Origin of the sequence: Nocardioides mangrovicus, assembly GCF_003674065.1 — a bacterium.
In the GTDB taxonomy this organism is placed as follows: Bacteria; Actinomycetota; Actinomycetes; order Propionibacteriales; family Nocardioidaceae; genus Marmoricola; species Marmoricola mangrovicus.
This window is the reverse complement of sequence record NZ_RDBE01000010.1, coordinates 59,649-72,764: the sequence shown is the minus strand read 5'-3', so window position 1 is coordinate 72,764 and position 13,116 is coordinate 59,649. Positions and strand designations below refer to the sequence as shown.

At 71.9% G+C, this 13,116-nt stretch carries 13 protein-coding genes; 8 read left to right on the top strand and 5 right to left on the bottom strand.

Features of this window, described 5'->3' with window-relative positions:
* The first annotated feature begins 45 nt into the window (after positions 1-45).
* The 3 genes from D9V37_RS14970 to D9V37_RS14960 all read left to right on the top strand — a co-directional run bounded on the left by D9V37_RS14970 (position 46) and on the right by D9V37_RS14960 (position 3,037).
* On the top strand, positions 46-810 hold the full coding sequence (locus D9V37_RS14970) for a DUF2817 domain-containing protein (protein ID WP_121806990.1): 765 nt from the start codon (positions 46-48) through the stop codon (positions 808-810).
* A 98-nt stretch (positions 811-908) separates the two neighbouring features.
* Positions 909-2,564, top strand: a complete 1,656-nt coding sequence (locus D9V37_RS14965; RefSeq protein ID WP_332835756.1) for an MDR family MFS transporter — start codon at positions 909-911, stop codon at positions 2,562-2,564.
* An 8-nt stretch (positions 2,565-2,572) separates the two neighbouring features.
* On the top strand, positions 2,573-3,037 hold the full coding sequence (locus tag D9V37_RS14960; protein WP_121807830.1) for a MarR family winged helix-turn-helix transcriptional regulator: 465 nt from the start codon (positions 2,573-2,575) through the stop codon (positions 3,035-3,037).
* On the opposite strand, the gene D9V37_RS14955 is transcribed toward D9V37_RS14960, so the two are convergent.
* Positions 3,021-4,577 carry a glycoside hydrolase family 13 protein gene (locus D9V37_RS14955; RefSeq protein ID WP_232524941.1) on the bottom strand — a complete coding sequence of 519 codons (1,557 nt, stop codon included), beginning with the start codon at positions 4,575-4,577 and terminating at the stop codon, positions 3,021-3,023. The two genes, D9V37_RS14960 and D9V37_RS14955, sit on opposite strands and share 17 nt — an antisense overlap.
* A gap of 11 nt (positions 4,578-4,588) precedes the next feature.
* A complete protein-coding gene (locus D9V37_RS14950; RefSeq protein WP_198412580.1) occupies positions 4,589-5,323 on the bottom strand; it encodes a hypothetical protein in 735 nt (244 codons plus the stop codon).
* Between the two features lie 52 nt (positions 5,324-5,375).
* Between D9V37_RS14950 and D9V37_RS14945 the strand changes: the two genes are divergently transcribed.
* Positions 5,376-6,062, top strand: coding sequence for a metal-dependent transcriptional regulator (locus D9V37_RS14945; protein ID WP_121806989.1), 687 nt, complete (start codon positions 5,376-5,378; stop codon positions 6,060-6,062).
* Here D9V37_RS14945 and D9V37_RS14940 read toward each other — a convergent pair.
* On the bottom strand, positions 5,997-6,836 hold the full coding sequence (locus D9V37_RS14940) for an NAD-dependent protein deacetylase (RefSeq protein ID WP_232524940.1): 840 nt from the start codon (positions 6,834-6,836) through the stop codon (positions 5,997-5,999). The genes D9V37_RS14945 and D9V37_RS14940 overlap by 66 nt on opposite strands.
* A gap of 16 nt (positions 6,837-6,852) precedes the next feature.
* A complete protein-coding gene (locus D9V37_RS14935; protein WP_121806988.1) occupies positions 6,853-7,119 on the bottom strand; it encodes a DUF2277 domain-containing protein in 267 nt (88 codons plus the stop codon).
* Positions 7,120-7,141: 22 nt separating this feature from the next.
* Here D9V37_RS14935 and D9V37_RS14930 point away from each other — a divergent pair, with 22 nt between their 5' ends.
* Positions 7,142-8,317 carry a saccharopine dehydrogenase family protein gene (locus D9V37_RS14930; protein WP_121806987.1) on the top strand — a complete coding sequence of 392 codons (1,176 nt, stop codon included), beginning with the start codon at positions 7,142-7,144 and terminating at the stop codon, positions 8,315-8,317.
* A gap of 8 nt (positions 8,318-8,325) precedes the next feature.
* Here D9V37_RS14930 and D9V37_RS14925 read toward each other — a convergent pair whose 3' ends face one another.
* On the bottom strand, positions 8,326-9,612 hold the full coding sequence (locus D9V37_RS14925; RefSeq protein WP_158604486.1) for a peptidoglycan DD-metalloendopeptidase family protein: 1,287 nt from the start codon (positions 9,610-9,612) through the stop codon (positions 8,326-8,328).
* Positions 9,613-9,902: 290 nt separating this feature from the next.
* Between D9V37_RS14925 and efeU the strand changes: the two genes are divergently transcribed.
* The 3 genes from efeU to D9V37_RS20740 form a co-directional block, all read left to right on the top strand.
* A complete protein-coding gene (gene efeU / locus D9V37_RS14920; RefSeq protein ID WP_121806985.1) occupies positions 9,903-11,459 on the top strand; it encodes an iron uptake transporter permease EfeU in 1,557 nt (518 codons plus the stop codon).
* The gene (gene efeO, locus D9V37_RS14915) at positions 11,446-12,705 is read left to right on the top strand and encodes an iron uptake system protein EfeO (protein ID WP_121806984.1); all 1,260 of its coding nucleotides are present in this window, start codon (positions 11,446-11,448) and stop codon (positions 12,703-12,705) included. Before efeU ends, efeO begins: the two co-directional genes overlap by 14 nt.
* Positions 12,702-13,116 (top strand): Dyp-type peroxidase domain-containing protein (locus D9V37_RS20740; protein WP_232524939.1); only part of this gene is annotated, 415 nt, incomplete at its 3' end. The genes efeO and D9V37_RS20740, both read left to right, overlap by 4 nt.

The window sequence follows — 13,116 nt, the reverse complement described above, 5'->3', positions numbered from 1 at the left end:
TCGCTGCACGTCCGGACGGCGCCGCACGTGCCAGGATCGGCGCTCATGAAGCGGCTCCTCGCCCTCCTCGCCCTCCTGGCCCCCCTCCTGGCCCCCCTCCTGGTCTTGCCGCCGGCCCAGGCGCAGGTACGGGCGCAGGTACGGGCGCAGTCACAGGCGCAGGCGGGCACGGTGCTCGAGACGCGGGTCATCGGCCACTCGGTGCAGGGCCGGCCGATCCGGGCCTACCACCTGGGGGAGCCCGGCAAGCCGGTCGTGGTGGTCATCGCGACGATGCACGGCGACGAGACCGCGTCGCGGCGGATCCTGCTCTCGCTGGTGCACGGGACGCCGGTGCGGGGCGTGGACCTGTGGCTGGTGCCGACGTACAACCCCGACGGCGCGGCGCACCACAGGCGGGTCAACGCGCACGGCGTCGACCTCAACCGCAACTACCCGTACAAGTGGCAGCGGCTCACCGGGCACTACAACTCCGGCCCGCGCCCGGCATCCGAGCCCGAGACGAAGGCGATGATGGCCTTCCTGCAGCAGGTGCGTCCGCTGCGGGTGGTGAGCTTCCACCAGCCGCTGCACGGCATCGACATCGACACCAAGCAGCGCGCGTTCGCGCGCCGGCTGGCGCACTTCCTGCAGCTGCCGGTCAAGCGGTTCGAGTGCGGCGGCGCCTGCCACGGCACGATGACGATGTGGTTCAACCACGGGTTCGCCGGCGGTGCGCTCACCGCGGAGTACGGCGCCCACCCGAGCCGTCGGGAGATGACCAAGCAGGCGCCCCGCCGGCTGCTGCGCGCGATCCACGCCACACGCTGACCTTCGCGATTCGCTGGATAGTTGCCGACGGCAAGGAATACAGTTGCCCACGTCAACCGTTATGGCTGGCGTCCGCACAGTCGTCGAAGGAAGCTCCCGTGTCCCACCTCAGTCCGTCACCCGGCCGGCACGTCGCCGCTCCCCAGAAGCCGGAGCACGCCGACGCCTCCGTCGTCGAGCAGCACGGCGAGATGTCGCACCGCGAGATCATGGAGGCGCTCAGCGGTCTGCTGCTCGGCCTCTTCGTGGCGATGCTGTCCAGCACCGTCGTCTCCAACGCGCTGCCGCGCATCGTCGGTGACCTCGAGGGCAGCCAGTCGGCCTACACCTGGGTGGTCGTCGCGACGCTGCTGACCATGACGGCCTCGACGCCGATCTGGGGCAAGCTCGCCGACCAGTTCAACAAGAAGCTGCTGGTGCAGGCGGCCCTGATCATCTACGTCGCCGGCTCCCTGATCGCCGGGTTCTCCCACACCATGGGCCTGCTCATCGGCGCGCGGGCCGTGCAGGGCCTCGGCGTCGGCGGCCTGACCGCGCTGGTGCAGGTCGTGATCGCCTCGATGGTGAGCCCGCGCGAGCGCGGCCGCTACTCCGGCTACATCGGTGCCGTCTTCGCGCTCGCCACCGTGAGCGGCCCGCTCATCGGCGGCCTGCTGGTCGACAGCGTCGGCTGGCGCTGGTGCTTCTTCGTGGGCATCCCGGTGGCCGTGCTCGCCTTCGTGGTGCTGCAGCTGACGCTGCACCTGCCGGTGGTCAAGCGCCAGGTGCGCATCGACTACCTCGGCGCGACCCTGCTGATGTCCGGGGTCTCGCTGCTGCTGGTGTGGGTCTCCCTGGCCGGTCAGCACTTCGCCTGGGTCTCGACGACCTCGGGCCTGCTGGTGCTCGGCGGGCTGGTGCTGCTCGGGCTCGCACTGCTGGTCGAGGCACGCGTGGCCAGCGACCCGATCATCCCGCTGCGGCTCTTCCGCGACCGCACCACGACCCTGGCCACCGCGGCGTCGGTGATGGTGGGCGTCGCGATGTTCGGCGCCACCGTCTACCTCTCGCAGTACTTCCAGCTCGCCCGCGGCATGTCGCCGACCCACGCCGGGCTGATGTCGATCGCCATGGTGGGCGGCCTGTTCGTCTCGAGCATCGTCACCGGGCGGATCATCTCCGCCCGCGGCCGCTGGAAGCGGTTCCTGGTCGGCGGCATGGTGCTGGTGATCGTCGGCCTGGCGCTGCTCTCCCGGATCGACGCCACGACCTCGCTGGTCTACGTCGCTGTCGCCATGTGCGTCATGGGCGTCGGCCTGGGCGCGAGCATGCAGAACCTCGTGCTCGCCGTGCAGAACAACACCGCGCAGGCCGACATGGGAGCAGCCAGCTCGGTGGTGGCGTTCTTCCGCTCGATGGGCGGCTCGGTCGGCGTGAGCGCCCTGGGTGCCGTGCTGAGCACGCGGGTGGCCGACAGCGTCAGCGACCAGCTGGCCTCGCTGGGGATCTCCACCTCGGGCATCTCCAGCCACGCCGTCCCCGAGCTGTCGACGCTGCCGCCCACCGTGCGCGCCGTCTTCGAGGGCGCCTACGGCGAGGCGACCGGGCACCTGTTCCTGCTCGCCGTGCCGTTCGCGGTGGTGGCGCTGGTGTGCGTACTGGCCATCAAGGAGGTGCCGCTGCGGACCACCGTGGAGCGGTCCGACGAGCGCGACCACAGCGAGCCCGTCGGTGCCTCGGCGCTGCAGCCCGTGCCCGCTGACCGGGTACGGTGACCGGCGCCATGACCCGAGCCAAGCAGCGTTCCGTCGACCTCCTCGAGCAGGAGATCGGGGTGATGGTGCGCCGCATCAAGGCCGTCATGGCCGAGCGTGCCCGCACCGTGCACCCCGAGCTGTCGACGCCGTCGTACCTGATGCTCTCGTTCCTGGCCGAGAACGGCCCGATGCGCTCCACGGAGCTGGCCGACCGGTTCAACATCGACAAGGGTGCGATCAGCCGGCAGGTCCACCACCTCTGCGAGCTCGGCCTGATCGCCCGCACGCCCGACCCCGAGGACGGACGCGCGCAGCAGATCGAGGTCAACGACAAGGGCCGCGCCCGGCTGGCCGAGACCGCCCGCTCGCGGCGCGCCCTGCTCGAGCAGCGCCTGGAGACCTGGAGCGCCGAGGAGCTCAGCGACTTCGTGGACGCCCTGACCCGCTACAACGAGTCGCTGGAGCCGACCGTCGTCAGCGAGCGCGGCTGACCCACACGGCGGTGTCGGTCGGCACGGCGTCCTCGACGAGACCGCTGGCCAGCAGCACCTCGCCGTCGGGCACCGGCACGGCGGCGGTGCCGAAGTTCATCAGCACGGTCACCTCGCCGCGGCGGAAGGCCAGGACGTCCGCGCCGAGGTCGAGCCACTCGATCTCGCGGTCCTCGGCCCAGCCCTCGGCGATCCGGCGACGACGCAGCGCGAGCGCGCCGGTGTAGAACGCCAGGGTGGAGGCCGGGTCGGCCTGCTCGGCCTCGACGCTGCGCTCGGCCCAGTCCGCCGGCTGCGGCAGCCACGGCTGCCCGGCGCCGGGACCGAAGCCGTACGGCGGTGCCTCGCCGGACCAGGGGATGGGCACCCGGCAGCCGTCGCGGCCCGGGCCCCGGCCGTTGAGGAAGTCGGGGTCCTGGCGGGCCGCCTCGGGCACGTCGACCTGCTCGAGACCCAGCTCCTCGCCCTGGTAGAGGTACGCCGAGCCGGGCAGCGCGAGCATCAGCAGCGTCGCCGCGCGGGTGCGGGCCACGCCCCGCTCGCCGCCGCCGTAGCGGGTGGGCGGGCGCACCACGTCGTGGTTGCCGAGCACCCAGGTGGCGCTCGCGCCCACCGGGCGCAGCGTGTCGAGGGTATCGTCGACGACCTTGCGGAAGGCCGCGGCGGAGTAGTCGGCCACGAGCCAGTGGAAGTTGAAGGTCTGCTGCAGCTCGTCGTGGCGAACGAAGCGGGCGGTGCTCTCCGGCGTCGGCGCCCAGGCCTCGCCGACCGCCATGCGCTCGCCGGGGTACTCGGCCAGCACCCGGTGCCACTCACGGTAGATCTCGTGCACCTCGGGCCGGTCCCACATCGGGCCGCCGGGGGCGGTGCCGTCGATGTAGGCGGGCGGGTCGTCGACGTCGGGCAGGCCGTCCTGCTTGATCAACGCGTGGGCGACGTCGATCCGGAACCCGTCGGCGCCGCGGTCGAGCCAGAACCGCAGCGTGCGCTCGAAGTCGGCGTGCACCTCGGGGTTGAGCCAGTTCAGGTCGGGCTGCGAGCGGTCGAACAGGTGCAGGTACCACGACCCGTCCTCCACGCGCTCCCACGCGCCGCCGCCGAACATCGCCAGCCAGTTGTTCGGCGGCTCCTCGCCGTGCGCCCCGCGGCCGGGGCGGAAGACGTAGCGCTCGCGGGCGGCCTCGTCGCCGGCCAGGGCCGCGCGGAACCACGGGTGGTCCCACGAGGTGTGGTTGGGGACGATGTCGACGATCACCCGCAGCCCGAGCTCGTGGGCCCGCGCGGCCAGGGTGTCGAAGTCGGCCAGCGTGCCGTACGTCGGCTCCACGTCGCGGTAGTCGGCCACGTCGTAGCCGTGGTCGTGCTGCGGTGAGGGGTAGAACGGCGTGATCCACAGCGCGTCGACGCCCAGCTCGGCCAGGTAGGGCAGGCGCGAGGTGATGCCGGGCAGATCGCCCATGCCGTCGCCGTCGGAGTCGGCGAAGCTGCGGACGTAGACCTCGTAGCAGACGGCATCGCGCCACCAGGGGGCTGTGGACACGGGGGTGCTCCTCAGGCGTCGAAGCTGGACGGGTCGATCGCGACCCAGGTGTGGCGGGCGCGGCCGACGATGCGGCCGTCGGGATCGTAGAGCGTGGCCAGGCTCAGGCTGCGCCGACCCTCGCCGCCCACACGCTGGGCGACGACCACGTGGGGCTCGCCGACGGCCGGCAGCGTATCGAGCACCGCCGTCATCCGGCCCAGCACCATGAGCCGCTCGCCCTGGTCGCACGCCCAGCCGCCGATGCAGTCCAGCGCCGTCCAGGTCGTCGCGACCGAGCAGCGCTCCGTGGGGTCGTCGTACTCGTGCCAGTCCGCCGCGGTCGACTCGGCCGGCGTCCACGCCGCGGCGACGCGGCCGGCGTCGTCACCGGCGACCGGACCGGGGAAGACGCGCAGTCCGTCGGGGCGCTCGGTGCCGCAGCCGAAGCAGCGCGCGAACGGGTGGGAGCCGAGGCCGGGGTAGTGCTCGGAGGCCGCACGGGCGGTCTCGAGGTCCACCGGGTCGACCGCGTCGACCGTCTCCTCGACCGCGCGAGCCTCGGCGACGAGCGTCTCGCCGTCGAGCAGCTCGAGGGTCTCGCCCCGGCGCAGGTCCAGCGCGACGTCGAGCGGTGGCGGCCGCCGCAGCGTCACCTCGACGGTCTCGCCGAGCCCGAACTCGTGGGCCAGCAGTCCGCAGGTGTAGCCGCCGTTGCCCGAGCGCGGCGGTCCGTTGAAGCGGGACGCGACGATCAGCTGGTCCATCGGGCTCAGCATGCCATTCCTCGCTGTGGCCCTGTCGGGTTGAATACCCCTTGTGAGCGACCTGATCGACACCACGGAGATGTACCTCCGCACGATCTACGAGCTGGAGGAGGAGGGCATCACGCCGCTGCGCGCCCGCATCGCCGAGCGCCTGCACCAGTCCGGGCCCACCGTCAGCCAGACGGTGGCGCGCATGGAGCGCGACGGCCTGCTCACCGTGGAGGGCGATCGCCACCTCCAGCTCACCTCCGAGGGCCACGGGATGGCCGTGCGCGTGATGCGCAAGCACCGGCTGGCCGAGCGGCTGCTCACCGACGTCATCGGGCTGGAGTGGGAGCAGGTGCACGAGGAGGCCTGCCGCTGGGAGCACGTGATGTCCGAGAGCGTCGAGCGTCGTCTCATCGAGCTGCTCGAGCACCCCACCGAGTCGCCCTACGGCAACCCGATCCCGGGTCTGTCCGAGCTGGGGGAGAAGGCCGACGACGAAGACTTCATGGCCGACGTCGAGCCGCTCCTGGCCTTCGACGTGGCCGAGCCCGTCCGCGTGCGGGTGCGGCGGATCTCCGAGGAGATGCAGAAGGACGAGCCCCTGATGAAGGCGCTGCGCCGGGTCGGGGCCCTGCCGGGCGCGGTCGTGCAGGCGGTCGGCGGCGAGGCCGGCGTGCTGGTCGGCTCAGCGGGGGAGACCGCTGAGGTGCTCCCCGAGTCCGCCGAGCACATCTTCGTCACCCGCGTCTGAGACCAGCCGCTCCAAGAACTCGCTGCACCCGGCCTCGAGCTTCACGGTGGCCAGCTCGTCGCCGCGCGTGGTGCCGCGGTTGACGATGACCACCGGCGTGCCGGCCTTCGCGGCGTAGCGGACGAACCGCAGCCCCGACATCACGGTCAGCGAGGACCCCATCACCAGCAGCGCGTCGGCGCGGTCGAGGGCGGCGTAGGTGCGCTCGACCCGCGGCTTGGGCACGCTCTCACCGAAGAACACGACGTCGGGCTTGAGCCGGCCGCCGCACGCAGCGCAACCGGGCACCACGAAGTCGTCGGTGTCGTCGAGCTCGACGTCGCCGTCGGGGTTGACGGTGGCGCCGGAGTAGCGGCGCAGGTGGCCGGGGTTGAGCTCGCCCATCCGGTGCTGCACGGCGCTGCGCGAGGAGACCGTGCCGCAGTCCAGGCAGACGACGTCGCTGATGCGTCCGTGGAGCGCGACGACCTCGCGGCTGCCGGCCCGCTCGTGCAGGCCGTCGACGTTCTGGGTGACCAGGAGCTCCACGCGACCCTGCTCCTCCAGCCGCACCAGCGCGGCGTGGCCGGCGTTCGGCTCGGCGCGGCGCATCCGGTTCCAGCCCAGATGGGCGCGCGCCCAGTAGCGCTGCTGGGCCTGCGGCCCGGCGACGAACTCCTGGTAGGTCATCGGCGTGCGGGGCGGTGAGTCGGGCCCGCGGTAGTCGGGGATGCCGGAGTCGGTGGACATGCCGGCGCCGGTGAGCACCATCAGGCGTCCCGCGAGCTCCTGCACCTCTCCAGGCTACGTGCTAGGCGTAACGGGTCTGGGCGCGAGCGCGGGCCTTTGCGGCCTCGACCTCACGGTCCTTGGGTGGGGCGGTGGTCGTCAGTCCCTCCAGCAGCCGGCGGGTGGCCTCGTAGACCTCGGCGACGGCGACGTCGAACGCGGCCTGGTTGGCCTGGCTCGGCTTGGCCGCGCCGCTGATCTTGCGGACGTACTGCACGGCGGCGGCGTGCACCTCGTCCTTCGTGGCCGGCGGCTCGAAGTTGTGCAGGGTCCGGATGTTGCGGCACATGGGACCACCGTAGATTCCGTCCATGTCCGACGCACGGGAGTACGACCTCGTCCTGCTGGGCGCCACCGGGTTCACCGGGGGCCTGACCGCGGAGTACCTGGCGCGCCAGGTGCCCGAGGGCTGCCGCTGGGCGCTCGCCGGGCGCAATCCCGCGAAGCTGGAGGAGGTGCGCGCCCGGCTGGGCGCTGCGCACGCGGACCTGCCCCTGCTGCAGGCCGACGTGACCGACCCCGAGTCGCTGGCCTCGCTCGCCCGCGCGGCGCGGGTGATCGTCAGCACCGTGGGGCCCTACGTCGAGTACGGCGAGCCGCTGGTGGCGGCCTGCGCCGAGGCCGGCACCGACTACCTCGACCTCACCGGCGAGCCGGAGTTCGTCGACACGATGTACGTCCGCCACCACGCGACCGCGGTGTCCTCCGGCGCGCGGTTGGTGCACGCCTGCGGGTTCGACTCGGTGCCGCACGACCTCGGCGCCCGCTTCACCGTGCTGCAGCTTCCCGAGGGCGAACCGGTGACGCTGCGCGGCGTCGTGCGCGCCGGGGCGCAGTTCTCCGGCGGCACCTTCGCCTCCGCGCTGACGGCGTTCGCGCGCGGGCGCCAGATGCGCTCGGCGATGCAGCAGCGCCGTCAGGTCGAGCCGCGACCGGAGGGCCGGCGCTCGAAAGCCGTCGCCGGCAAGCCGCACCGTGACGCCGAGCTGGGCTACTGGCTGGTGCCGCTGCCCACCATCGACCCGTTCGTGGTCGCCCGGTCCGGTGCCGCGCTCGAGCGCTACGGCCCCGACTTCCGCTACTCCCACTACGCCGGGGTCAAGACGCTGCGCTACCTGGCCGGCGGCGCCGTGGGGCTCGGTGCCCTGGCCGCGGCCGCGCAGCTGCCGCCGCTGCGACGCTTCCTGCTCGACAAGGTGCCGGCGGGGGAGGGTCCCTCGGCCGCGCGACGGCAGAAGTCCTGGTTCACCGTCGACTTCGTCGGCGAGGCCGGCGGCCAGCAGGTGCGCACCCGGGTCAGCGGCGGCGACCCCGGCTACGACGAGACCGCCAAGATGCTCGGCGAGTCCGCGCTGAGCCTGGCCTTCGACGACGACAACCCGGCGACGGCCGGCCAGGTCACCCCGGCCGTCGCGATGGGGGAGAACCTCACCCGCCGGCTCCAGGACGCGGGGCTGCGGTTCGAGACGGTGGCCGGCGGTTCCTGAGGGCCCCGCTACTCGGCCAGGTACGTCCGGCTGTAGACCACCGGGTGGTCGGTGACGTTGGCGCTCTTCAGGCTCCAGTCGCGGATGTAGGAGGAGAACCGGGTCTGGCCGGCGCCGAGGATCCAGTCGATCCACAGGCTCGAGGGCGGGGCGCAGGTGAAGCTCGGCACGCTGTTGGCCGAGAGCATCAGCTTGTCCTTGGTCAGCGGGCAGAACGCCTTGTCGCGGTCGTTGAGGTCGCCGGTGAGGAAGACCGGGCGGTTGAACGAGCGCAGGCGGATGACCAGCTTGCGCTCGACCGCGATCGAGCGGTTACGCCACTTCTGCTGGTGGTGGTAGCGGCGGGTGTTGGCCGGGTTGTGGACGTTGATGAAGTACGCCGTGCGCCCGGTCGACTTCTGCCGCAGCAGCACGTAGTTCATGTTGCGCTTGTGGCCGTTGAAGTAGGGGATGGCGAACTTGTGGGCCTCGACCAGGTCGAAGGTGTCCTTGCGCCACACGATGGTGTTGTCGGTGTCGGTGCGCGAGGACGCCGGGAACGCGGCGTACTGGCTGCTGGCCTGCTTCAGGAACGCCTTGTGCTGCGAGCGCTGGAACTCCTGCATGCCGGCGACGTCGATGTGGTTGTTCTCCAGGTAGGACACGACGCCGGGCAGTCGCTTGGACCACGTCGGGTAGCGGCGGGAGGCGTCGCCGCCGGGGCGCTTGGTGTGGGAGGCGCCCAGCACGTTGAAGGTGGCCAGCAGGAAGCCGTTGCTGCCCCACATGCTCAGGTCGGGGTTGGGCTTGCCCACCCACGACTCCAGCCACGCGGTGGGGTCGGTGGTGGTCGTGCCGTTCGGCATGATCTGGATGCCGAGCTCGCAGGTGCCGGCCGCGGCCCCGAGGCTGCCGACGGTGCCGAGCGGCTGGCCGGCGCTGACGATCTGGTTGTCGAACGCGGTGATGCTGCCCAGGTAGCCGTAGTAGCTGGTGAGGTGGCCGTCGCCGGTGGTGACCTCGACGGTGTTGGCGCCGCCCCAGCTGCTGGAGGGCACGTAGTGAACGGTGCCGGCGTGGATCGCGCGGACCTGGGTGCCGCAGGAGGCCTCGAGGTCGGTGCCACCGCCGGAGCGGTAGTTCTGCTGGTCGGTCGGCGAGGCCGAGGACGGCAGCGGGTAGAAGACGTTGGGCGCCTGCTGGGTGCGCTTGGCCGCCGACATCACCTTCGCGGCGACCTGGCCGTCACCGGTTGCCGAGGCCACCGCCGGGGCCACCAGGACGCTGCCCAGCACCGCGTAGGCGATCAGCCGCATCGGTCGAGGAACGGTCACAGGGCGGCGTACGACGAACTTCATTTCCGGCGTGTCTCCTCGAGATGCGTCGATTCATGCGGTATGCGACGTCGGGGAGTCTGCCGTAAAAACTGAGGCCTGTGTGACCAAAGTGAAGAAAAGTCCAGAACTACAGGCGTGTCGTTCGGGACGAACCCGGACAGGTGCGGTAAGGCAGGTCACCGCTGGGCCGGGTGGCGGAGATGGGTTAGGTTCGCCTAACCTCACTGCTGACGGGTCGTCGCCCGTCCTCGCCCGCCCCAGGAGTCCGCATGCTCGCCACGCTCGTGATCGGCCTGCGCGAGGGTCTCGAGGCGGCGCTGATCGTGGGCATCATCGCGGCGTTCCTGCGTCGCGAGGGGCGCAGCCTGACCGCGATGTGGTGGGGCGTCGGCCTCGCGGTGCTGCTCTCGCTGGCGGTGGGGCTGAGCCTCGCCGCCGTCGAGCACGCGCTGCCCCAGGCCGCCCAGGAGGGCATGGAGTCGATCATCGGCGCCGTCGCCATCTTCTTCGTCACCGGCATGATCGTGTGGATGAACGCGCACGCGCGCGGGATGAGGAAGGAGCTGGAGGCCGAGGCCGCGCAGGCCCTGGGCCGCGGCAGCGCCAACGCCCTGGCGGTCATGGCCTTCCTGGCCGTGCTCAAGGAGGGCTTCGAGACCAGCGTCTTCCTGCTCGCCACCTTCTCCGCGGCGCAATCGGCCTCGCTCGCCGCGGTGGGTGCCGTGCTCGGCGTCCTCGTGGCCATCGGCATCGGGTGGGGCATCTACGTCGGCGGCGTGCGGCTGAACCTCTCCCGCTTCTTCCGCATCACCGGCGCCTTCCTCGTCCTGGTGGCCGCGGGCCTGGTCGTCACGACGCTGCGCACCGCCCACGAGGCGGGCTGGCTCAACGCCGGCCAGCAGCGCACGGTCGACCTGGCCTGGCTGGTGCAGCCCGGCAGCCTCTGGTCGGCGCTGATCACCGGCGTGCTCGGCATCCCGTCGGACCCCCGTCTGGTCGAGGTCGTCGGCTGGGTCGCCTACCTGGTGCCCGTGGCGTTGTTCGTCTACTGGCCCGTGAAGCACCGGCCCCGCGGCCGCGCCCAGCAGCGGCTGCGTATCGGCGCCGCTGCCGCGCTCGCCGTGGCGGCAGGCGTGCTGGTGCTGGCGGTTCCCACGCCGTCGGTGACCACCGGCACCGCGCCGCTCACCACGGCGAAGGGCACCGGCACCGCACGGCTCGCGGCGTCGGGCACGGTCGTCGACGTCGCCGTTTCCGGCGCTCGCGAGCAGATCCGGCTCACCTCGGCCGGACGCGCCGACGACCACGCCGGGGTCGCGGCCCGGCTGTGGCGCACCCAGCGCACCTCGACGCCGGCCGATGCGACCCCGACCGTCACCCTCGACCGCCTGGTGCAGCTCTCCGGCGGACGACTGCCCGTCGGGCTCAACGCGGCCCAGAATCCCGGGCCGTTCCAGGCGAGCTGGCGCACCTACCGCACCACCAGCGTCTGGCTGGCCGACGGCGTCCTGCTCGACGGCTCCTCGCGCACCACCACGCTGGTCACCCTCTCCGGCGGCGGCCTGACCAGCACGCGGACGCTCACGCTCAGCGGCAGCAGCTGGCAGGTCGCGCCCCGCCACGTCACGGCCACCGCCGAGGACGTGCGCCAGCTGGGCTCGCGTCGCACCGAGCACCGGTTTTGGGGCGTCGTCCTGCCGATCGCGCTGCTGGTGGCCGCCGCCCTCGTCCTGCTCGTCGCCCTCCGGCGCCGTCCGGTTCCCCCTGCCCCGCAGTCGTCGACTGCGCCCGCCCCACGAAGGAGCAACACCCATGCGGTTCCCTGACCCCACCCGACCGGTCGTCCTGGCCGGTGCGCTGCTGCTGGCCGCCGGCACCCTGAGCGCCTGTGGCGCCTCATCCGACGACGACGCGGCCGCCTCGAGCTCGTCGGGCTCCTCGAGCAGCGCCTCCGACGTCGCGAAGGTCTCCAACGGTGCCTCGCAGGTGGCCGTGACGATGACCAGCGACGACGGTGGGACCTGCTCGCTCGACGCCACCAAGGCCAAGGCCGGGCCGGTCACCTTCAGCGTCACCAACAAGAGCGCCTCCTCGCTCACCGAGCTGGAGCTGCAGAGCGACAACCGCATCATCGGGGAGAAGGAGAACCTCGCCCCGGGCCTGCCCACCGTGAAGTTCACCGTCACGCTCGGCGGCGGCACGTACCAGATCTACTGCCCGGGCGCGGCGAAGGAGATGCAGGAGTTCACCGTCACCGGCAAGACCGCCGAGGCCACCGGCAGCACCGCCACCCTGCTCGAGACCGGTACCAAGGGCTACGCGCAGTACGTCGACAGCGTCGTGAAGGACATGCAGACCGCGGTCGGCACCCTCAACACCGCCGTGCAGGCCGGCAACCTGGCGCAGGCGAAGAAGGACTACGCGTTGGCGCGGCCGTTCTACGAGCGCATCGAGTCCGACGTCGACGGGTTCGTCGAGCCCGGCTTCAAGGCCACCGACAACGCCGGCAACCTGGACTACCTGATCGACATGCGTGCCTCCAACCTCGACCCCAAGGTCGGCTGGCACGGCCTGCACGCCATCGAGCGCGACCTGTTCGCCCGCGGTGCGATCACCGCGAAGACCAAGCAGTACTCCACCGAGCTGGTGACCAACGTCGCCAAGCTCACCGACGTCGTCGGCTCGCTGGACTACAAGCCCGAGGATCTCGCCAACGGCGCCGCCGGCCTCCTGGAGGAGGTGCAGACGAACAAGATCTCCGGTGAGGAGGAGAAGTACAGCCACATCGACCTGGTCGACTTCGCCGGCAACGTCGAGGGCGCCGAGCAGGCCTTCGCCTACCTCGAGCCGGGGCTTGAGAAGATCGACCCGACCCTGACCGCCAACGTGAAGACGCAGTTCGCGAACGTGGAGAAGCTGTTGGACACCTACCGCGACCCGAGCATCCCGGGTGGCTTCAAGTACTACGACGCCGCGCTGAAGGCCCAGTCGAGCGCCTCGCTGAGTCGTGCGGTGCAGGCGCTCCAGGAGCCGCTGTCCCAGATCGCGGAGAAGGTCGCCACCGCGCAATGAGCGAACCGCAGGACCCGCAGACGCCGTCGCGAGAGGGACTCTCGCGGCGGCGGCTGCTCGTCGGTGCCGCCGCGGCCGGCGGCGGCGTGGTCGGGGCCGTCGCGGGAGCGGGCGCGGCCTCGGCGATGGGCGGCCACACCTCGACGCCGGTCGCCGGCGGCGACGTCGTCGACCTGGCGCAGCGCCACCGGTTCTACGGCAGCGCCGAGCAGGCCGGCATCCGTACGCCCCAGCAGCGCTACAGCGTCTTCATGACGTTCCAGCTCACCTCCGAGCTCCGTACGGACCTGCAGGTGCTGCTCGCGCGCTGGTCGGCCTCCATCGCGCAGCTGATGGCCGGGCAGACGATCGGCCAGGTGGAGCCCGACCGGGTCGACGGCATCGGCGACGACACCGGCGAGGCGCTCGACC

Bases quoted from the DNA above. Each gene is read 5' to 3' on its own strand.
- efeU (WP_121806985.1), top strand. From the start codon at position 9,903: ATGCTCGCCACGCTCGTGATCGGCCTGCGCGAGGGTCTCGAGGCGGCG.
- D9V37_RS14970 (WP_121806990.1), top strand. From the start codon at position 46: ATGAAGCGGCTCCTCGCCCTCCTCGCCCTCCTGGCCCCCCTCCTGGCC.
- D9V37_RS14960 (WP_121807830.1), top strand. From the start codon at position 2,573: ATGACCCGAGCCAAGCAGCGTTCCGTCGACCTCCTCGAGCAGGAGATC.
- D9V37_RS14935 (WP_121806988.1), bottom strand. From the start codon at position 7,119: ATGTGCCGCAACATCCGGACCCTGCACAACTTCGAGCCGCCGGCCACG.
- D9V37_RS14950 (WP_198412580.1), bottom strand. From the start codon at position 5,323: ATGGACCAGCTGATCGTCGCGTCCCGCTTCAACGGACCGCCGCGCTCG.
- D9V37_RS14930 (WP_121806987.1), top strand. From the start codon at position 7,142: ATGTCCGACGCACGGGAGTACGACCTCGTCCTGCTGGGCGCCACCGGG.
- efeO (WP_121806984.1), top strand. From the start codon at position 11,446: ATGCGGTTCCCTGACCCCACCCGACCGGTCGTCCTGGCCGGTGCGCTG.
- D9V37_RS14925 (WP_158604486.1), bottom strand. From the start codon at position 9,612: ATGCGGCTGATCGCCTACGCGGTGCTGGGCAGCGTCCTGGTGGCCCCG.